Origin of the sequence: Streptomyces sp. NPDC127129, from assembly GCF_042671585.1 — a bacterium.
Taxonomy (GTDB): domain Bacteria; phylum Actinomycetota; class Actinomycetes; order Streptomycetales; family Streptomycetaceae; genus Streptomyces.
Window position 1 is genome coordinate 135,926 of record NZ_JBHXTV010000018.1, and the last position, 19,736, is coordinate 155,661.

The window sequence follows — 19,736 nt, forward strand, 5'->3', positions numbered from 1 at the left end:
ACACCTGAAGGAGTTGGAAACCATGGCCCCAGTCGCCATGCGTCTCGCTGCACAATCTCTCTCCGACGCCCAGCCCGTCCCCTTCTGGCTGGAAGATCCCGGCAAGCCCGGAGCCCTGCCCGCCCTCACCCACACCGAGAAGTGCGATCTTCTCGTCGTCGGCGGCGGCTACAGCGGCCTGTGGACCGCGCTCCTCGCCAAGGAGCGCGACCCCTCCCGGGATGTCGTCCTGATCGAGGGGCGCGAGGTGGGCTGGGCCGCCTCGGGCCGCAACGGAGGCTTCTGCGCCGCCTCCCTCACGCACGGCTTCGGCAACGGGCTCGCCCGCTGGCCGGGCGAGCTGCCGAAGCTGGAGGAGCTCGGCGAGCGCAACCTCGACTCCATCGAGGCGGCGGTCGACCGGTACGGCCTGGACTGCGACTTCGAGCGGACCGGCGAGATCGACGTCGCCACCGAGCCGTACCAGGTCGAGGAACTGCACGAGGCGTACGCCGAGATCGAGCGGCTCGGGCTCGCGGACGGGCTCGAACTCCTCGACGGCGACGCGGTCCGCGCCCAGGTCGCCTCCCCGACCTTCCTCGGCGGCCTCTGGGACCGCCGGGGGGTCGCCATGCTCAACCCCGCCAAGCTGGCCTGGGGCCTGAAGCAGGCCTGCCAGGACCTGGGCGTGCGGATCTACGAGAACACACCCGGTCTCGACCTCGTCTCCGTCGGCGCGGGCATGGGCGTGCGCACCCCGTACGGCAGGGTCCTCGCCCGCCGGGTCGCGCTCGGCACCAACGTCTTCCCCTCGCTGGTCAAGCGGGTCAGGCACTACACGGTCCCGGTCTACGACTACGCCCTGATGACCGAGCCGCTCTCGCCCGAGCAGCTCGCCGCCGTCGGCTGGAAGAACCGGCAGGGGCTCGGCGACAGCGCCAACCAGTTCCACTACTTCCGGATCACCGCCGACAACCGGATCCTGTGGGGCGGCTACGACGCGGTCTACCGCTTCGGCGGCCGGGTCAGCGCCGAGATGGACCACCGCCCGGAGACGTACCTGAAGCTCGCCGAGCACTTCTTCCACTGCTTCCCGCAGTTGGAGGGGCTCCGCTTCAGCCACGCCTGGGGCGGCGCGATCGACACCTGCTCGCGCTTCTCGGCCTTCTTCGGTACGGCGTACCAGGGCAAGGTCGCGTACGCCGCGGGCTTCACCGGCCTCGGTGTGGGCGCCACCCGCTTCGGCGGCGACGTGATGCTCGACCTGCTCGCGGGCGAGCGCACCGAGCGGACCGAGCTGGAGATGGTCCGCTCCAAGCCGCTGCCCTTCCCGCCGGAGCCGATCGCCTGGGCCGGCATCGGCATCACCAAGTGGTCGATGGCGCGCGCCGACGAGAACGGCGGCCGCCGCAACCTGTGGCTGAAGGCGATGGACCGACTGGGCCTGGGCTTCGACAGCTGAGGCCACGGCGGTCCGGCGGGGTCACGGAGTCTTCCGCGGCCCCGCCGCGCCGTTCCCGTTCCCGGTCGCGTTCCCGGTCGCGGCGGCGAGCTCACCCTCGCCCTCGGTGTCCAGGTGCGGCAGGATGCGGTCCAGCCAGCGCGGTGTCCACCAGGCCTTCGGCCCCAGCAGCGTCATCACGGCGGGCACCAGCAGCAGACGGGCGATCGTCGCGTCGATCAGCACGCTCGCCGCCAGGCCGAGACCCAGCATCTTCACCACGATGTTGTCGCTGACGATGAAGGCCGCGAAGACGCTGACCATGATGAGCGCCGCGCAGGTGATGACACGGGCCGTGATCTCCAGGGCGTGCGCGACGCTCGCCTTGGCGTCGCCGGTGCGCAGCCACGCCTCGTGGACCCGGGACAGCAGGAAGATCTCGTAGTCCATGCTCAGGCCGAAGACGATGGCGAACATCATCATCGGCACGTAGCTCTCGATCGGCACGTCACCGGAGACCCCGAGCGAGGGTCCGCCCCAGCCCCACTGGAAGACGGCGACCACCACTCCGTACGAGGCGCCGATCGAGAGCAGGTTGAGGATGGCGGCCTTTGCGGCGACGAGCGGGCCCCGGAAGACGACCAGGATGACGAGGAACGCCAGGGCGACGACCACGGCGATGATGAGCGGCAGCCGGCTGGAGACGATGTCGAGGAAGTCGACCTGGGCGGCGGTGGTGCCGGTGACGTACGTGGTCGCGTCCGTACCGGCGACGGCGTTCGGCAGGGTGGTGCCGGTCAGGTTGTTGACCAGCTGCGTCGTCTTCTCGTCCTGGGGCGCGGCGACCGAGTAGGCGGTGCCGATGAGGACGTCCCCGTCCGACGTCGCCGTCAGCGGGGTGATCAGGGCGGCGTTCGGCACCCCGGTCAGGGCCTTCGCGGCCTGCGAGGCGAGGGCGGACCGGTCGGCTTCGGGCACCGAGGTCTGGTCGATGACCAGCGTCAGCGGCCCGTTGGAGCCCGGCCCGAAGGCCGAGGACATCAGGTCGAAGGCCCGGCGGTCGGTGAAGGACTTCGGGTCCGCGCCGTCGCCGATGTGCCCGAGCTGCATGAAGAACATCGGAATGGCGAGGATGACGAGCAGGACGACACCCGCGCTCAGGAACCACCAGGGGCGGCGCTCCACCCGCAGGGCGTAGCGGTGCCAGGTGCCGGTCTCCACGCCCTCCTCGATGTTCGTCTCGGCGACCGGGGTGCGCACCCGCAGCTTGTCGATCCGCCGCCCGATCAGACCGAGCATCGCCGGTACGAGCGTCAGCGCGCCGATGACGGCGGTGACGACGGTGGAGGTCGCGGCGAGTCCGAGCAGGCCGATGAAGGTCAGTCCGGAGACCCACAGGCCGGACAGGGCGATGATGACGGTGCATCCGGAGACGAGGACGGCCCGGCCGCTCGTGGCCGTGGCGGTCCCGGCCGCCGCCACCGGATCCATGCCGTTCATCAGCAGCTGGCGGTGGCGGGTGATCAGGAAGAGCGCGTAGTCGATGCCGACGCCGATGCCGATCATGGTGGCCAGCGTCGGTGAGACGGTCGCGAAGGTCCACACGGCGGCGAGCAGTCCGAGGATCGCGATGCCGCAGAGGGCCGCGAACAGAGCGGTGACCAGCGGCAGAACGGCCGCGACCACGCTGCCGAAGCCGATCAGGAGCACGACGATCGCGACCCCGAAGCCGATCGCCTCGCTGAGCTTGTCGTTCGGCTCCGGCCGGGCGAGCTCGCCCAGCGTGCCGCCGTACTCGACCTCGACGCCGGCGGCGCGCAGCGGCGCCACGGCGCTGTCCACGCCGTCCAGGTAGTCGGCGTCGAGGGTCGAGGGCTGCACGCTGAAGCGCATCGTGATGTAGGCGGTCTTGCCGTCCGTCGAGAGCGGGCCGGGGTTCATCGTGCCCGGCGGGACGCTCGGCGGCGTGGTGCCGGGCGCGGGCAGCGGGTTCTGCGCGCTGAGGACTTCCGGCAGTTTCCCGAGGGCGGTGACCGTGGAGGAGACCTGGTCGCTCAGCTCGGTGAGCGGCTTGGCGGAGTCGTACAGCACCACCTGGGCGCTGTAGCCGCCGGCCGCCGGCTCGTGCTCCCTGAGCACGTCGAGTCCCTCCTGGGACTGGGTGCCGGGCAGCGCGTAGTTGTCGGAGTACTCGCCGCCGTACGCGTGCTCCAGGGTGAGCAGGGCTGCCAGCGCGACGATCCACGCGGCGATCACGATGACGAAATGGCGCGCCGACCACGCACCGAGCCGCCAGAGCACCCCCTTCTTGCCGGAGCTTCGGCTGCCGGGTGCGGTGCCCGATGGCTGCGGGAACGGCATGGGTGACTCCCGTGGTGAGCGCGGCGCGGAGGGCCATACGACCACGTGGGGGCGGTCGGTCGGCGGAAGCCGCCGACCCGGCCCGCCGCCGTCCACCCGATCGGATGCGCCCGCCGGGAGTCACTGCGCCGGGCGCACGCCCTGGGCGCACACCACTTGCTCGCGATGTGACCCAGTTCACTACCAACTCGTTGACCGAACCCGCGTAATGATCGTCACCCACTCGGCTCTCTGCCTGTGGACGACGTGTCCGCACACGGAAGGGAGGCCGTTGGCCATGAGTGGTTCGGGGGCGGCCAGGTCCGCGGTGGAGTGGTTGGCGTCGGTGGCGCCGGATCCCGGCGCCTGCCGGTGGGAGTGGGAGCGCAACCCGCTCGGCGTCGCCCTGCTGCCCGCCGGGAAGCGCTGGGACGTGCTCATCCTGCCGGGGGAGCTCGGGTATCCCACGCTCGATGTGCTGACCCGCCTCGTGGACCGGCCGGGGCCGGTCCTCGCCGACTTCGGGGAGGCGCGGATGGGCTTCTTCGTGCCACCGGGCACGGCCTCGCGCTGGCTCGGTACGGGGGTGCGCAGCGCCGGTCGCGGCACGTGGATCGTCGTCCCCTACCCGGGCCGCGCGGCGGGCGGGGTGCGCTGGCTGGTGACGCCGGACGGCAGCGGCACCCTCAACGACGCCTCGCTGCTGGAGCTGGCGATGCACGAGGCGGCGGGCCGGCTGGCGCGGGGCGAAGGAGGGCAGAGGTCTTGACCACTTGATTGGTCTGGACCATGCTGTGGCGCGCTCCCACCTCGATTCCCCCTTCCCCGGAGGCAGTTGTGGACCGCACCAGACCTCTCACGCTTCTGCTGGCGGGCGTGCTCGCCGCCGGCGGACTCGTCTCCCTCACCCCCGCGGCCCAGGCCGCGGACTCCGAACTGGCACGCAACGGCGGCTTCGAATCCGGTCTCGACGGCTGGACCTGTACGGCGGGCAGCGGTGCCGTCGTCTCCTCACCCGTGCACGGCGGGACGAAGGCGCTCCAGGCGACCCCGGTCGGCAACGACCAGGCCCGCTGCTCCCAGACCGTCACCGTGAAGCCGAACTCCGCCTACACGCTCAGCGGTTGGGTGCGTGGCAGCTACGTCTACCTCGGCGCCTCCGGCACCGGCACGAGCGACGTCTCCACCTGGACCCAGTCCGCCCCCGACTGGCAGAAGCTCACCACCGGCTTCACCACCGGCGCCTCGACGACCTCCGTCACCCTCTACACCCACGGCTGGTACGGCACCGGCGCCTATCTCGCCGACGACCTCTCCCTGCTCGGCCCCGGCGGCGACCCCGTCCGGACCCCGGCCACCCCCACCGGCCTCGCCGCGGGCTCCCCGGCCTCCACATCCATACCGCTGACCTGGCCCGCGGTCTCCGGCGCGACCTCCTACAAGGTCTACCGCGGGGGAGCGGCGGCGGTGACGGTCACCGGCACCTCCTACACCGCGACCGGCCTCGCGCCCTCCACCTCGTACACCTTCCAGGTCTCGGCGGTGAACAGCGCGGGCGAGTCGGCGAAGTCCACGGCCGTCACCGCGACCACGACGTCCGGCGGGGGCGGCAACCCCGGCGGCGGTCTCCCGGCCCACGCGCTCGTCGGCTACCTCCACGCCAGCTTCGCCAACGGCTCGGGCTACACCCGGATGGCCGACGTCCCCGACTCCTGGGACGTCATCAACCTCGCCTTCGGCGAGCCGACCTCGGTGACCTCCGGTGACATCCGCTTCTCCCTCTGCCCGGCCACCGAGTGCCCGAACGTGGAGTCCGTGGCGGACTTCAAGGCGGCGATCAAGGCCAAGCAGGCGGCGGGCAAGAAGGTCCTGATCTCCATCGGCGGCCAGAACGGCCAGGTCCAGCTCTCCACCACGGCCGCCCGCGACGCCTTCGTCTCCTCCGTCTCGAAGATCATCGACGAGTACGGGCTCGACGGCCTGGACATCGACTTCGAGGGGCACTCCCTCTCGCTGCAGACCGGCGACACCGACTTCCGCAACCCCACCAGCCCCGTGATCGTCAACCTGATCTCGGCGGTCAAGTCGCTGAAGGCCAAGTACGGTTCCGGCTTCGTCCTGACGATGGCCCCGGAGACCTTCTTCGTCCAGCTCGGCTACCAGTTCTACGGCTCGGGCCAGTGGGGCGGCCAGGACCCGCGCGCCGGCGCCTACCTCCCGGTCATCCACGCCCTGCGCGACGACCTCACCCTGCTCCACGTCCAGGACTACAACTCGGGCCCGATCATGGGCCTCGACAACCAGTACCACTCCATGGGCGGCGCGGACTTCCACATCGCCATGACCGACATGCTCCTGACCGGCTTCCCGGTCGCGGGCAACACCGACCGCGTCTTCCCTGCCCTCCGCCCCGACCAGGTCGCCATCGGCCTCCCCGCCTCCACCCAGGCGGGCAACGGCCACACGACCCCGTCCGAGGTGAACAAGGCGCTGGACTGCCTGACGAAGAAGACGAACTGCGGCACGTACCAGACCCATGGCACCTGGCCCGCGCTGCGCGGCCTGATGACCTGGTCGATCAACTGGGACCGCTTCAACGGCGGTGAGTTCAGCCGGAACTTCGACGCCTACAACTGGAGCTGACGCCCTCGACCGGCGCGGGCACGGGCGCGGGTCGCCCGGCGCTTCAGGTGTGGAGAGGGCCGGCCGCGCGGATGTCCGCGCGGCCGGCCCGCCGTGCGGTCAGCCGACCGTCGCCGCCCGGGCCGAGAGCCCGGCCCGGTGCAGGGCCCGGGTCATGGCCGGGAGGTCCGGGGCGGTTCCGTCGGCGGGGGCCGCGAGCGACTCCAGGAGTTCCGGCGTGAGCCGGTATCCCTCCGCGTGCTCCATGAGGGTCCTGGCGGGCCCGCCTCCGTCGTACCGGACATGGTCGGCCAGCAGGCGCAGGGCGTCGTCCCGGTCGACGAAGCGGCTCATCCCGCAGTCGAGGCCGTCGTCCTTCAGGTCCCCGGGGTACGGCGCGCGCGCCCAGGCGCCGTTCTCGTACCAGTAGACGCACCCCAGTTCGTTCCCGTCGAGCCGGTCCCGCAGCTCCTCGTACGGGAGCCAGTCGGGGCCGCCCGCCAGCATGTCGACCGGCGTCCCGTGCCACTTCACGTCGCTCGACTCGTCCTCGCCGAAGAGCACGAACCGGCCCTCGCCCACGCGCGAGAACGTCCACCACGTGCAGCCGCAGTCGTCGAGATGGAGCCCCTCCTCGTCGATCCACGTACCGGTGCGGTACCGCGTGCTCTCCTCCGCCTCGGTGGTCGCCTCCAGCACGGCCACCAGCGCCCACCGCGCCCACAGCAGCTCCGGGGACGGCAGGTCCCCCGGCAGTCCAGGTCGTCGAATCGTCATCTCTGCTCCCCGTCGGTCGGTCACGGACGTGAAGCGCGACCGTACCGTTCGGCGACGACGGGCCAGCGGAGCAGGGGGACGCAGAGGGCCACCGAGGCCAGGACGTCCAGGGGCCAGTGGAAGCCGCGGAGGACCAGACCGAGGGCCGTCAGGGTCGTCAGCACGGCGGCCAGCGGGAGCAGACGGCGCGAGACGAGGAAGGCCGCGCCGACGTACGCCACCATCGCCGTCGCCGTGTGGCCCGACGGGTAGTAGCCCGCCGCCCACGGTTCCAGCGGGCCGGGGCGGGCCGTCCACTCCTTCAGGGGGACGATCAGCAGAGGGACGAGAGTCATGGTGAGGCCCGCGGCGAGAGCCTGGGCGCGCCGGCCGCGCCAGAGCGCGTACGCCATCGCACAGCCGAGGACCGGGAGGGCGACCGTCATGTTGCCGAGGTCGGCGCCGAGTTCGGAGAACCAGCGGGGGACACGGTCGACCAGGGAGCGGGAGAGCTGCTCGTCGAGGCGGGCGAGCGGACCCGCCACGACGACCTGCCAGGTGATGACAGCGAACAGCGCGGCCGCCGAGAAGACAGCCGGACGCCCCGGAACAGGGGGGGTGGTTCCGGGGCGTCCGAGGTGATCGGGCTGCCGCGCGCCCCGGGGGGTGTGGGGCGGGCGGCCATCCGATCGGTGAGGAGTTCCGGAGCACGAGGCTCCAGTGGTGTGCGCCAGGGCGCGGGCAGGGCGGGGCTGGGGAGGCTCCGCCCTGTTGTCGCTCGCGGTCTCCTGCGAGCGGGGTGTTTCTCTCATCTGCAGAAACCGTACGGCAGAGAGAAGGGGACCGACAGCCGGATCCCCATCCCGCCATCGGCCCCCCACACTCTCTTCACACGCCGGGGCGAAGGGGTCAGATCTGCCCGAACGCGTTCTCGATGATGTCGAGACCCTCGTTCAGGAGATCGTCACCGATCACCAGCGGCGGCAGGAAACGGAGCACGTTGCCGTAGGTGCCACAGGTCAGGACCAGCACGCCCTCCGCGTGGCAGGCCTTCGCCAGCGCGCCCGCGGCCTCCGGGTTCGGCTCCTTGGTGTCGCGGTCCTTGACCAGCTCGATGGCGATCATGGCGCCGCGGCCGCGGATGTCGCCGATGGCGTCGAACTTCTCCGCCATCGCCGTCAGGCGGGTCTTCATGACGGACTCGATGTGCTTCGCCCTGGCGTTGAGGTCGAGCTCCTTCATGGTCTCGATGGAGCCGAGCGCACCGGCGCAGGCCACCGGGTTGCCGCCGTAGGTGCCGCCCAGGCCGCCGCCGTGCACGGAGTCCATGATCTCGGCGCGGCCGGTGACGGCGGCGAGCGGCAGACCGCCCGCGATGCCCTTGGCGGTCGTGATCAGGTCGGGCACGATGCCCTCGTCCTCGCACGCGAACCACTGGCCGGTGCGGCAGAAGCCGGACTGGATCTCGTCGGCGACGAAGACGATGCCGTTGTCGTTGGCGAACTTCACGATCGCCGGCAGGAAGCCCTTGGCCGGCTCGATGAAGCCGCCCTCGCCGAGGACCGGCTCGATGATGATCGCGGCGACGTTCTCGGCGCCGATCTGCTTGGTGATGTTGTCGATCGCCTGGGCGGCGGCCTCGGGGCCGCAGTTCTCGGCGCCGGTGGGCCAGCGGTAGCCGTAGGCGACCGGGACGCGGTAGACCTCGGGGGCGAACGGGCCGAAGCCCTGCTTGTACGGCATGTTCTTCGCGGTCAGCGCCATCGTCAGGTTCGTACGGCCGTGGTAGCCGTGGTCGAAGACGACGACGGCCTGGCGCTTGGTGTACGAACGGGCGATCTTGACCGCGTTCTCGACGGCCTCGGCGCCGGAGTTGAACAGCGCGGACTTCTTGGCGTGGTCGCCCGGGGTCAGCTCGGAGAGCGCCTCACAGACCTCGACGTAGCCCTCGTACGGCGTGACCATGAAACAGGTGTGCGTGAAGTCGGCGAGCTGCGCGGCGGCGCGGCGCACGACGGCCTCGGCGGAGGCGCCGACGGAGGTCACGGCGATGCCGGAGCCGAAGTCGATCAGGCGGTTGCCGTCGACGTCCTCGATGATGCCGCCGCCGGCCTTCGCGGTGAAGACGGGCAGCACGGAGCCCACGCCGCCGGCCACGGCGTCGAGGCGGCGGGCCTGCAGCTCCTGCGACTTCGGACCGGGGATGGCGGTGACGACGCGCCGCTCCTGCGGGACAGCGTTCATGCGGGGCTCCTGGGGTGTTCTGGACGCTCTTGTGGGTTTCTTCCGCAGGCTAGGTGCGGGGGAGGGGCGCGGGCATGCGCCGATCGGGAGTGTTGGGGGGTGTGTCGTTGTCCGGTGTGGACATGGCGGCAGGGAAACGGCTCCGGACCGGGCCCCGCCCACTAGATTGACGGTGGCACAGATGCGGCGACCTGGCTGGTCAGGGGGCAGGGGTTCATGGAGACCGAAGGCACGTACGAGTCACGCGACACCCGCGCGGGCGCGGTCCCGCGCCCCGCGGGCCCACCCGTGCCACCGGGCCCCCCGTCCCACGCCCCCGCGACACCCCCGCCCCCCACCCACGCGCCCACCCGTATCGGCGTCGCCGAGTGGCTCCGGATCCCCCGGCCCGCGGCGGCGCCCGGCGTCTGGCGGCTCGGGCACCGCGAGCGGCCCGAGCAGGAGCCGGACCTGGTGCCCGGCCGTCAGCTGATCACCGGCGCGTTCGTCGCGTACCTCTGCGGCTGGCTGCTCTGGTCCCTGCTCTGGAACGGCTATCTGGAGGGGTGGTGGATCTTCGTCGACGACTGGTGGCTGCTCCCGATGCTGTGGCTCGTGCCCGCGGACTGGCGGACCCCCGCGAGCCCCGACTTCGAGGTGTACGTCGGCGCGACCTACCTCTGGTACGCCGTCCTGCTCGGCCTCTTCGCCGTCGGCTTCGGCCGTGTCGGGAACTGGCGCGAGATCTGGCACCGGTACGGCGTGCCCGTCTGGCCCCTGTTCGTGCTCCTGCCGGGTGTCTGGCGCGAGATGCCCCGCACGGAGACCTGGATCACCTGGGTCTCCAACCTCTACTACGTGCTCCTGATCGCCGCACTCGTCGCCGCCGTCGGCCGGGCCGGCACCTGGCCCCCGGTACGGCGACGGCTGGGAACCGGCGGCCCCTCGGCCGCCGCCCCGCCGCCCCCGCCCGCCGCGGCCGCGGACCCCGCCGCATGGCCCGAGCTGCGGGAAGCCGGACTGGCCGACGCCGCCGGCCGGCTCGCCGAGGCCACCCGGCAGGGGACCCTGGGCGACGTGGACTACGCCCGGATCCGCCGGGCCTGGCAGGGCGTACGGGCCCGGCCCGAGCGCCTCGCCGCCTTCACCGACGCCGTGCGCACCCGGGGTGCCGCCGCCTGCGGCCACCCCTCCGGCCGGCGCGACCTGCCCGTCCGCACCGCCACCCACGACCTCGCCACCGACCAGGTCCTCATCGGCACCGCCGCCGACCACCCGCGCAACCCGTACGCCCGGCGCACCACCGGCGTCGCCCTGGAGCCGGCGGTGCTCGGCACCTCCCTCGTCGCCGTCGGGCCCGCGGGGGCCGGGAAGACCGTGCGGCTCGTGCGGCCCGTCGTCGAGGCGCTCTGTCTGCAGGCCCTCGCCAACCGTGCCGCCGTCGTCGCCGTCACCGCGCACGGGGCCGCCCTCGGGACCGACGAGGCCTTCGACGTCGTGGTGTCCGTCGGGCGGCCCGAGTCCACCCACGACCTCGACCTGTACGGCGGCGCCGACGACCCCGACGAGGCCGCCCGGATCCTCGCCGAGGCGCTCGTCGGGGACCTGGCCGCGGACAGCCGCCGCGCCGCCACCGCGCTCGCCCAGCTCATCGGCCCGTTCCTGGCCGCGTACGGCCGCTTCCCCGGCGTGCCCGAACTGCGTGAGCTGCTCGGCGGGACGCCCGCGGCGCTCGCCGCGCTGCGCGAGGCCGTGGCGGGCGACCCCGCCCAGCTCCGCGAGCTCGACGCCCGCCAGCGCCAGGCCGACCGCGGCGACGAGGTCGGCGTCCTGCTCGCCGAGCGCGTCGCCTTCCTCGACCGGCCCGCCTTCTCCCGCTTCTTCCGCACCGAGGGCTCCGAGGGTTCCGACGGCTCCGACGTCACGAAGCCCCAGTTCTCGCTCCGCGCCGTCGAACACCCCCTCCGCGTCCGCGTCGACCTCCCCGAGCGCGGCCACGCCGAAGCCTCCCGGATCGTCTCCCGGCTGCTTCTCGCCCAGTTCGCCGAGGCCGCCCTCGCCCGCCGCGACCGCTCCCTCTTCGCCTGCCTGGTCCTCGACGACGCCACGTACACCGTCACCGGCGAGTCCGTCCGCGCCGTCCAGCGGCTCCGCTCCGCCAACGCGGGCGTCGTCCTGGCCCTGCGCAGCCTGGAGGACGTGCCCGAGGCGCTGCGCGGCCCGCTGCTCGGGGCCGTCGGCTGCAGGATGGCGTTCGCCGGGATCGCGCCCTGGGACGGCGGACGGTTCGCCGAGACCTGGGGCACCGAATGGGTGCAGACCCGCGACGTCACCAACCGCCAGATCATCTCCGACGAGCCCCTCACCAAGGCCCTGCACTTCATGCGGCGCCTCGTGACCGGCAAGGCCACGACGGCGGAGGCCGTGACCGTACGGGAGGTGGAGCGGCCGCGCTGGTCGGCCTCCGACCTCGCCCACGCCGTCCCCGCCGGGCACGCCGTGCTCTCCCTCACCGACGTGCGCGGCGAGCACACGCCACCCCTGCTGGTGGATCTGCGGAGCTGATGCGCGGGGCCTCGGCCACGTCGGGGCCGAGGTCAGGCCGAGCCGGCGCCGAGCCGGAGCGGGCACCGGCGGGCCCTGGCACAATCGGGGGCGCCGCTCGGCTGAGCGGCGCCCCCTCCCCAAAGGTCCGACGGTCGCCAATGCCGCCCACCCTCGCCTCACTCGCCCAGCACTCGGCGCTCAAGCTCACCGTCCGCGCGGGTGAGGACCGCCTCGACACCCCCGTGCGCTGGGCCCACGTCAGCGAGCTCGCCGACCCCGTCCCGTACATGGAGGGCGGCGAGCTGCTGCTCACCACCGCGCTCACCCTGGACGCCGAGGACCCCGAGGCGATGCGCCGCTACGTGCGGCGACTGCTCGCCGCGGGCGTGGTCGGTCTCGGCTTCGCCGTCGGCGTCAACTACGAGGACATTCCCTCCGCCCTCGTCGACGCCGCGGGCGCCGAGGGGCTGCCCCTCCTCGCGGTACCGCGGCGCACGCCGTTCCTGGCCATCAGCAAGGCGGTCTCCGCGGCCATCGCGGCCGACCAGTACCGGGCGGTCACGGCCGGCTTCGAGGCCCAGCGGGAGCTGACCCGCGCCGCGCTCGCCGAGGGCCCCGACGCCGTGGTGGCGCGGCTCGCGGCCCACGTGGACGGCTGGGCGGCGCTGTACGACACCTCCGGCACCGTGCTCGCCGCGTCCCCCGAGTGGGCGGCGCGCCGGGCCGCCCGGCTGACGCCCGACGTCGAGCGGCTCCGGGAGCGGCCCGCACCCGCGAGCGCCGTGGTCGGCGGCACGGACGACCGGGTCGAGCTCCAGTCCCTGGGCACGGGCCGGCGCGTCAGGGGCGCCCTCGCGGTCGGCACCGGAGCGCCGCTCGGGACGGCCGAACGGTACGCGGTGCACTCCGCCATCGCCCTGCTCACGCTCACCACCGAACGCTCGCGTTCGCTCCAGGAGGCCGAGGGGCGGCTCGGCGCGGCGGTGCTCCGGATGATGCTGTCCGGCCAGCCCGACCACGCCCGGGCGGTGGCGGGTGACCTGTACGGCGGGCTCCTCGACGCCCCCTTCCGGCTGATGATCGCCGAGACGGCGTCGGGGGAGCGGGAGGGCGAGCCGCCGCTCCCGGTGCTGGCGGAGGAGCTGGAGTCGGCGGCCGCCCGCGCGGGCGAGACGGTCCTGACCGTGCCCGAGGGCGAGGACAGGGTCCTGGTCCTGGCCGGTGACGGCGGCGCGGTCGTCACCGCCTGCGAGGCGTACGCCGAACGCGAGGCCGAGGAGGCCGGTGTCGTCGTCGGGCTCTCCGCCCCGGCGGGGCCGATCGCGGCGGCGGCCGCCTACAAGCAGGCCGAGCAGGCCCTGTCGGTGGCGCGTCGGCGCGGCCGTGCGCTGGTCGAGCACGAGGACCTGGCGGCGGGCTCCGTGCTGCCGCTGCTGGCCGACGACGCCGTCCGCGCCTTCGCGGACGGCATGCTGCGGGCGCTGTACGAGCACGACGCGACGGGCCGCGGTGACCTGGTCGCCTCGCTGCGCGCCTGGCTCTCCCGCCACGGCCAGTGGGACGCGGCGGCGGCGGACCTGGGCGTCCACCGCCACACCCTGCGCTACCGGATGCGCCGCGTGGAGGAGATCCTGGGCCGCTCGCTGGACGACCCGGACGTCCGGATGGAGCTGTGGCTGGCGCTCAAGGCGACGGGAGCGGACACGGAGGAGCGGTAGGCGCGGCACACGGCCCGAACTCGGCGCTCCACGGCTCCATTTCTGCCCGATACCGGGCAAATCATTGGTCATCGGCCAGGGAAATCCCTACTCTCCTGAGCATGACAACCCCTGCGGCCGATCCCGCCTCCGAGGAACGCACCTCCGCCGCCGCCCCCGGACTCCGCCCCGGCCGCCGCATCCCCGGCGCCGTCTGGCTGGCGCTCGGGATCGTGTACGTCGTCTGGGGCTCCACCTACCTCGGCATCCGGATCGTCGTCGAGACGATGCCGCCGTTCCTCTCCGCGGGGATCCGGTACGTCATCGCCGGCGTGCTCCTCGCCGTGCTCATCGCCGTACGGCAGGGGCCCGCCGCGCTGAAGATCGGCCCGCGTCGACTCGGCTCGGCCGCCCTGGTCGGCATCCTGCTCCTCGTCGGCGGGAACGCGCTCGTCGTCCTGGCCGAGACCTCCATCCCCTCCGGCCTCGCCGCGCTGCTCGTGGCGAGCGTCCCCGCCTGGGTCGTCGTCCTGCGCGCCGCCTCCGGTGAGCGCCCCGGCCGCGGCGCCTTCGCCGGCGTGGCCCTCGGCCTCGTCGGCCTGGGCGTCCTCACCCTCCCCGGCCTCAACGGCGAGGTCCGGATCGGCGGCGTCGTCCTCGTCGTGCTCGCCGCGCTGCTGTGGTCCGTCGGCTCGTTCTCCTCGGGCCGGCTCCCGATGCCCGCCAACCCCTTCACCGCCAGCGCGTACGAGATGCTCGCCGGCGGCCTCGGCGGCCTGGCCGTCGCCCTGATCCGCGGCGAGCACCGGGGCTTCGACCTCGCCGACGTGTCCGTTCGCTCCTGGACCGCCCTGGCCTATCTGATCGTCTTCGGCTCGCTGATCGCCTTCACGGCGTACGCCTGGCTCCTCCAGACCGCCCCGCTCTCGCTCGTCGCCACGTACGCGTACGTCAACCCGGTCGTCGCGGTGCTGCTCGGCGCGCTGGTCCTCGGCGAGGCCCTGACCTGGCCCATCGCGCTCGGCGGCGCGATCGTCGTCGGCGGGGTCTGCCTCATCGTCTCGACGGAACGCCGAGGCTGACGGCCCCGCGCCGCCGACGGACGGGGGCTCCTTCTTCCAAAGCGGACAGGTGGTCTCGGCCACCACTCCATCGCGGACAAGCCTCACGCCGCCCGCTTCGCCCTACCGTGGCACGAGAGCGATCGCTCGCACCCCCGATACGGAAAGGGCCGGGACGCAATGACGACCACCCACGCCTTCTGGCTCGCTGGCCGCGAGGCCACCGGCGAGGCCACCTTCGACGTCACGAACTCCTTCGACGGACGTCTCGTCGGCAAGGTGAGCGTTCCCACCGAGGCCCAGGTCGAGGAGGCGGTCGCCGCCGCGCACGCCGTCGTCGACGAGTTCGCCGCGACCCCGGCGCACGTCCGCGCCGCCGCCCTCGACCACGTATCGAAGCGTCTCGCCGAGCGCACCGAGGAGATCGCCCAGGTGATCTCCGCCGAGAACGGCAAGCCGATCAAGTGGGCCCGCGGCGAGGTCGGCCGTGCCGTCTCCGTCTTCCGTTTCGCCGCCGAGGAAGCCCGCCGCTTCAACGGTGGAGAGGCCCAGCGCCTGGACACCGAGGCCGGCGGTGTCGGCCGCCTGGCGATCACCCGCCGCATCCCCAAGGGCGTCGTCCTCGGCATCGCGCCGTTCAACTTCCCGCTGAACCTCAGCGCCCACAAGGTCGCCCCGGCCATCGCCGTCGGTGCCCCGATCATCCTCAAGCCGGCCCCGTCCACCCCCATCTCGTCCCTGATCCTGGGCGAGCTGCTGGCCGAGACCGACCTGCCGGCCGGCTCCTGGTCCGTCCTGACCGTGCCGAACGACCGCATGCCGGCCCTCGTCCAGGACGAGCGCCTCCCGGTCATCTCCTTCACCGGCTCCGACAAGGTCGGCTTCGCCATCCAGGAGTCCGTGCCGCACAAGCACTGCACCCTGGAGCTCGGCGGCAACGCCGCCGCCGTCGTCCTCGGCGACTGGGCGTCCGAGCAGGACCTGGACTGGGCGGCGACCCGTATCGCCACCTTCTCCAACTACCAGGGCGGCCAGTCCTGCATCTCCGTGCAGCGCGTCATCGCCGACGCCTCGGTCTACGACCGCCTGGTGCCGAAGATCGTCGCCGCCGTCGAGGCCCAGGTCACCGGTGACCCGGCGGACGACGCCACCGACGTCGGCCCGCTCGTCGACGAGAACGCCGCCAAGCGTGTCGAGGCCTGGGTCGACGAGGCCGTCGCGGCCGGTGCGAAGCTGCTCGCGGGCGGCAAGCGCGAGGGCGCGACCTACGCCCCGACCGTTCTGACCGACCTCCCGGCCGACGTCACCCTGGCGCGCGCCGAGGTCTTCGGCCCGGTCCTGACGATCGCCAGGGCCGACGGCGAGGCCGAGGCCTTCGCCGCGGTCAACGACTCGGACTTCGGCCTCCAGGCCGGCGTCTTCACCCACGACCTGCAGACCGCCTTCCGCGCCCACCGCGCGCTGGAGGTCGGCGGCGTGATCATCGGTGACGTCCCGTCCTACCGCGCCGACCAGATGCCGTACGGCGGCGCCAAGAAGTCCGGCGTCGGCCGCGAGGGCGTCAAGTACGCCATGGACGACTACACCTACGAGCGCGTCCTCGTCCTCACGGGCCTCGCCCTGTAACCCGTACGTACGTACGCGTACGAATTCACGAGACCGACGGCCGGAGCCCACTGTGCGGGGGCTCCGGCCGTCCTCGTGCGCTCCCGCCGTCTTTCGGGGTGCCGTGAAATCGGGTACTACGGACGAGTAGCCACAAGGCACCCGACGAGCGGCGAGGTGAGCTCCTCATGTCCGCACCCACCCAGCGGCCCAAGGTCACGGAACGCGAGGCCCGGCAGGTCGCCGAGGCAGCGCGCGAGCAGGACTGGCGCAAACCCAGCTTCGCCAAGGAACTGTTCCTCGGCCGCTTCCGGCTGGACCTCATCCACCCCCACCCGATGCCCTCCGAGGAGGACGTGCGGCGCGGTGAGGCCTTCCTCGCCAAGCTGCGCGTCTTCTGCGAGACGCGGATCGACGGCCGGCTGATCGAACGCGAGGCGCGCATCCCCGACGAGGTCGTCACCGGCCTCAAGGAGATCGGCGCGTTCGGGATGAAGATCGACCCGAAGTACGGCGGGCTCGGCCTCACCCAGGTGTACTACAACCGTGCGCTCGCCCTCGTCGGCTCCGCGAGCCCCGCGATCGGCGCGCTGCTCTCGGCGCACCAGTCGATCGGCGTACCGCAGCCCCTGAAGATCTTCGGTACGCAGGAACAGCGCGACGCCTACCTCCCGCGCCTCGCCCGCACCGACATCTCCGCCTTCCTCCTCACCGAGCCGGACGTCGGCTCCGACCCGGCGCGGCTCGCCACCACCGCCGTACCGGACGGCGACGACACCTACGTCATCGACGGGGTGAAGCTCTGGACGACCAACGGGGTCGTCGCCGACCTGCTCGTCGTCATGGCGCGCGTGCCGAAGTCCGAGGGCCACCGCGGCGGCATCACCGCGTTCGTGGTCGAGGCGGACTCGCCCGGCATCACCGTCGAGCACCGCAACGCCTTCATGGGCCTGCGCGGCCTGGAGAACGGCCTCACCCGCTTCCACGGTGTCCGGGTCCCGGCCGCCAACCGCATCGGCCCCGAGGGCGCCGGTCTCAAGATCGCCCTCACCACCCTGAACACCGGACGCCTCTCGCTCCCCGCGATGTGCGTCGGCGCGGGCAAGTGGGCGCTGAAGATCGCCCGCGAGTGGGCGGCCGTACGGGAACAGTGGGGCAAGCCGGTCGCCAAGCACGAGGCCGTGGGCACGAAGATCTCCTTCATCGCGGCGACCACGTTCGCCCTGGAGGCGGTCGTCGACCTCTCCTCCCAGATGGCCGACGAGGACCGCAACGACATCCGTATCGAGGCGGCCCTCGCCAAGCTCTACGGCTCCGAGATGGGCTGCCTCATCGCCGACGAACTGGTCCAGATCCGGGGCGGGCGCGGCTACGAGACGGCGGACTCGCTCGCGGCGCGCGGCGAGCGGGCGGTCCCGGCGGAACAGCTCCTGCGCGACCTGCGGATCAACCGGATCTTCGAGGGCTCGACCGAGATCATGCACCTGCTCATCGCGCGCGAGGCGGTCGACGCGCACCTCGCGGTCGCGGGCGACATCATCGACCCCGACAAGTCGCTGGGCGACAAGGCGCGGGCGGGCGCGCGGGCGGGCGGCTTCTACGCCCGCTGGCTGCCGAAACTCGTCACCGGCCCCGGCCAGCTGCCCGGCTCGTACGCGGAGTTCGACGCCCTCGCGACGCATCTGCGGTACGTGGAGCGGACGTCGAGGAAGCTCGCCCGGTCGACGTTCTACGCGATGTCGCGGTGGCAGGGCCGGATGGAGCTCAAGCAGGCGTTCCTCGGGCGGATCGTGGACATCGGCGCCGAGCTGTTCGCGATGAGCGCGGCGTGCGTACGGGCGGAACAGATGCGGGCCGCGGGCGACCACGGCCGCGAGGCGCACGCCCTGGCGGACGCGTTCTGCCGGCAGGCACGGCTGCGGGTGGAGGAGCTGTTCGGCCGCCTCTGGGCCAACACGGACGACCTGGACCGCCGGGTGGTGGACGGCGTGCTGGCGGGTCGCTTCGAGTGGCTGGAGGAGGGGGTCGTGGACCCGAGCGACGACGGTCCGTGGATCGCCGACGCCACCCCGGGCCCGTCCCAGCACCCGAACGCCCACCGCAAGATCCCCTGACCCCTGCCCGGGGGTGGGCGGGGGCGTGCCCCCGCCCACCCCCGCGTCCAGTGGGCGGACGGCGGGCGCCGGGCGCGCGAGCCCACGGCACCATGGCCCCGTGACCGTCATCGACATCCCCGGCTCCAAGTCCGTCACCGCCCGCGCGCTCTTCCTCGCCGCCGCCGCCCGGGGGACCACCACCCTCCTGCGCCCCCTCCTCTCCGACGACACCGAGGGCTTCGCCGAAGGGCTCGAGGCCCTCGGTCACGAGGTCGTACGGGAGCCGGACGCCTGGCACATCGAGGGCCGGCCGGCCGGGCCCGCCGTCGACGCCGCCGATGTCTACTGCCGCGACGGCGCCACCACCGCCCGCTTCCTCCCCACCCTCGCCGCCGCGGGCCACGGCACCTTCCGCTTCGACGCCTCCCCCCAGATGCGCCGCCGCCCCCTCGGCCCCCTCACCACCGCCCTGCGCAGCCTCGGCGCCGACCTCCGCCACGAGGAGAACGAGGGCCACCACCCCCTGACCGTCCACGCCGCCGGCATCAAGGGCGGCGCGCTCACCCTCGACGCCGGCCAGTCATCCCAGTACCTGACCGCGCTCCTCATGCTCGGCCCGCTCACCGCCGAGGGCCTCGCCGTCACCGTCACCGACCTGGTCTCGGAGCCGTACGTCGAGATCACCCTCGCGATGATGCGGGCCTTCGGGGCGGAGGTCACCCGGGAGGGCCGTACGTACACCGTCGCCCCGACCGGCTACACGGCCGCGCACTACCCCGTCGAGCCCGACGCCTCCACGTCCTCGTACTTCTTCGCCGCCGCCGCGCTCGAAGCGGGCCGCACCGTCACCGTCCCCGGCCTCGGCACCGGCGCCCTCCAGGGCGATCTCGGCTTCGTCGACGTGCTGCGCCGGATGGGCGCGGACGTCGAGATCACCGGCACGCAGACCACCGTCCGCGGCACCGGAACCCTCCGCGGCCTCACCGTCAACATGCGTGACATCTCCGATACCATGCCGACCCTCGCCGCCCTCGCGCCCTTCGCCGACGGACCGGTCCGCATCGAGGACGTCGCCAACACCCGCGTCAAGGAGTGCGACCGCCTCGACGCCTGCGCCGAGAACCTCCGCCGCCTCGGCATCACCGTCACCACCGGCCACGACTGGATCGAGATCCTGCCCGGCACGCCCGCCGGACCCGTCGAGATCGCCACCCACGGCGACCACCGGATCGTCATGTCCTTCGCCGTCACCGCCCTGCGCACCCCCGGCATCACCTTCGACGACCCCGGCTGCGTACGGAAGACGTTCCCCGACTTCCACCACGTGTTCGGAGCGTTCACCCGCACCCAGTGAAGGGCGCGCGGTCTT

13 protein-coding genes are annotated in these 19,736 nt (G+C 72.8%); 9 read left to right on the forward strand and 4 right to left on the reverse strand.

Annotated elements, in window-relative coordinates; genetic code table 11:
• Positions 1-22: 22 nt before the first annotated feature.
• The gene (locus ACFVGW_RS30130; protein ID WP_385854151.1) at positions 23-1,441 is read left to right on the forward strand and encodes an NAD(P)/FAD-dependent oxidoreductase; all 1,419 of its coding nucleotides are present in this window, start codon (positions 23-25) and stop codon (positions 1,439-1,441) included.
• Positions 1,442-1,462: 21 nt separating this feature from the next.
• On the opposite strand, the gene ACFVGW_RS30135 is transcribed toward ACFVGW_RS30130, so the two are convergent.
• A complete protein-coding gene (locus ACFVGW_RS30135; protein ID WP_385854152.1) occupies positions 1,463-3,781 on the reverse strand; it encodes an MMPL family transporter in 2,319 nt (772 codons plus the stop codon).
• Positions 3,782-4,058: 277 nt separating this feature from the next.
• Between ACFVGW_RS30135 and ACFVGW_RS30140 the strand changes: the two genes are divergently transcribed.
• The gene (locus ACFVGW_RS30140; RefSeq protein WP_352191551.1) at positions 4,059-4,529 is read left to right on the forward strand and encodes a hypothetical protein; all 471 of its coding nucleotides are present in this window, start codon (positions 4,059-4,061) and stop codon (positions 4,527-4,529) included.
• A gap of 68 nt (positions 4,530-4,597) precedes the next feature.
• Complete coding sequence (locus ACFVGW_RS30145) at positions 4,598-6,403, forward strand: chitinase (RefSeq protein ID WP_385854153.1); 1,806 nt, start codon at positions 4,598-4,600, stop codon at positions 6,401-6,403.
• Positions 6,404-6,502: 99 nt separating this feature from the next.
• On the opposite strand, the gene ACFVGW_RS30150 is transcribed toward ACFVGW_RS30145, so the two are convergent.
• From ACFVGW_RS30150 to gabT, 3 genes are all read right to left on the reverse strand, one after another.
• Positions 6,503-7,159 carry a hypothetical protein gene (locus ACFVGW_RS30150; protein ID WP_385854154.1) on the reverse strand — a complete coding sequence of 219 codons (657 nt, stop codon included), beginning with the start codon at positions 7,157-7,159 and terminating at the stop codon, positions 6,503-6,505.
• A 20-nt stretch (positions 7,160-7,179) separates the two neighbouring features.
• Entirely contained in the window at positions 7,180-7,683 is a 504-nt protein-coding gene (locus tag ACFVGW_RS30155; RefSeq protein WP_385854155.1) for a phosphatase PAP2 family protein, read from the reverse strand.
• 364 nt (positions 7,684-8,047) lie between these two features.
• On the reverse strand, positions 8,048-9,382 hold the full coding sequence (gabT, locus tag ACFVGW_RS30160) for a 4-aminobutyrate--2-oxoglutarate transaminase (RefSeq protein ID WP_383228186.1): 1,335 nt from the start codon (positions 9,380-9,382) through the stop codon (positions 8,048-8,050).
• Between the two features lie 216 nt (positions 9,383-9,598).
• Between gabT and ACFVGW_RS30165 the strand changes: the two genes are divergently transcribed.
• The 6 genes from ACFVGW_RS30165 (at position 9,599) to aroA (ending at position 19,721) form a co-directional block, all read left to right on the forward strand.
• Positions 9,599-11,926: an ATP/GTP-binding protein gene (locus ACFVGW_RS30165; RefSeq protein ID WP_385854156.1), complete on the forward strand. Its 2,328-nt coding sequence runs from the start codon at positions 9,599-9,601 to the stop codon at positions 11,924-11,926.
• Between the two features lie 140 nt (positions 11,927-12,066).
• Positions 12,067-13,626 (forward strand): PucR family transcriptional regulator, encoded by a 1,560-nt coding sequence (locus ACFVGW_RS30170; protein ID WP_385854157.1) that lies wholly within the window; start codon positions 12,067-12,069, stop codon positions 13,624-13,626.
• 101 nt (positions 13,627-13,727) lie between these two features.
• Entirely contained in the window at positions 13,728-14,687 is a 960-nt protein-coding gene (locus ACFVGW_RS30175) for an EamA family transporter (protein WP_385854158.1), read from the forward strand.
• A 159-nt stretch (positions 14,688-14,846) separates the two neighbouring features.
• Complete coding sequence (locus tag ACFVGW_RS30180; protein WP_383294670.1) at positions 14,847-16,292, forward strand: aldehyde dehydrogenase family protein; 1,446 nt, start codon at positions 14,847-14,849, stop codon at positions 16,290-16,292.
• Between the two features lie 167 nt (positions 16,293-16,459).
• The gene (locus ACFVGW_RS30185; protein ID WP_385854159.1) at positions 16,460-18,385 is read left to right on the forward strand and encodes an acyl-CoA dehydrogenase family protein; all 1,926 of its coding nucleotides are present in this window, start codon (positions 16,460-16,462) and stop codon (positions 18,383-18,385) included.
• A 100-nt stretch (positions 18,386-18,485) separates the two neighbouring features.
• Positions 18,486-19,721 (forward strand): 3-phosphoshikimate 1-carboxyvinyltransferase, encoded by a 1,236-nt coding sequence (gene aroA / locus ACFVGW_RS30190; protein ID WP_385854160.1) that lies wholly within the window; start codon positions 18,486-18,488, stop codon positions 19,719-19,721.
• Positions 19,722-19,736 lie beyond the last annotated feature (15 nt).

Bases quoted from the DNA above. Each gene is read 5' to 3' on its own strand.
- ACFVGW_RS30150 (WP_385854154.1), bottom strand. From the start codon at position 7,159: ATGACGATTCGACGACCTGGACTGCCGGGGGACCTGCCGTCCCCGGAG.
- ACFVGW_RS30185 (WP_385854159.1), top strand. From the start codon at position 16,460: ATGTCCGCACCCACCCAGCGGCCCAAGGTCACGGAACGCGAGGCCCGG.
- gabT (WP_383228186.1), bottom strand. From the start codon at position 9,382: ATGAACGCTGTCCCGCAGGAGCGGCGCGTCGTCACCGCCATCCCCGGT.
- ACFVGW_RS30165 (WP_385854156.1), top strand. From the start codon at position 9,599: ATGGAGACCGAAGGCACGTACGAGTCACGCGACACCCGCGCGGGCGCG.
- ACFVGW_RS30170 (WP_385854157.1), top strand. From the start codon at position 12,067: ATGCCGCCCACCCTCGCCTCACTCGCCCAGCACTCGGCGCTCAAGCTC.
- ACFVGW_RS30175 (WP_385854158.1), top strand. From the start codon at position 13,728: ATGACAACCCCTGCGGCCGATCCCGCCTCCGAGGAACGCACCTCCGCC.
- ACFVGW_RS30130 (WP_385854151.1), top strand. From the start codon at position 23: ATGGCCCCAGTCGCCATGCGTCTCGCTGCACAATCTCTCTCCGACGCC.
- ACFVGW_RS30140 (WP_352191551.1), top strand. From the start codon at position 4,059: ATGAGTGGTTCGGGGGCGGCCAGGTCCGCGGTGGAGTGGTTGGCGTCG.
- ACFVGW_RS30180 (WP_383294670.1), top strand. From the start codon at position 14,847: ATGACGACCACCCACGCCTTCTGGCTCGCTGGCCGCGAGGCCACCGGC.
- ACFVGW_RS30135 (WP_385854152.1), bottom strand. From the start codon at position 3,781: ATGCCGTTCCCGCAGCCATCGGGCACCGCACCCGGCAGCCGAAGCTCC.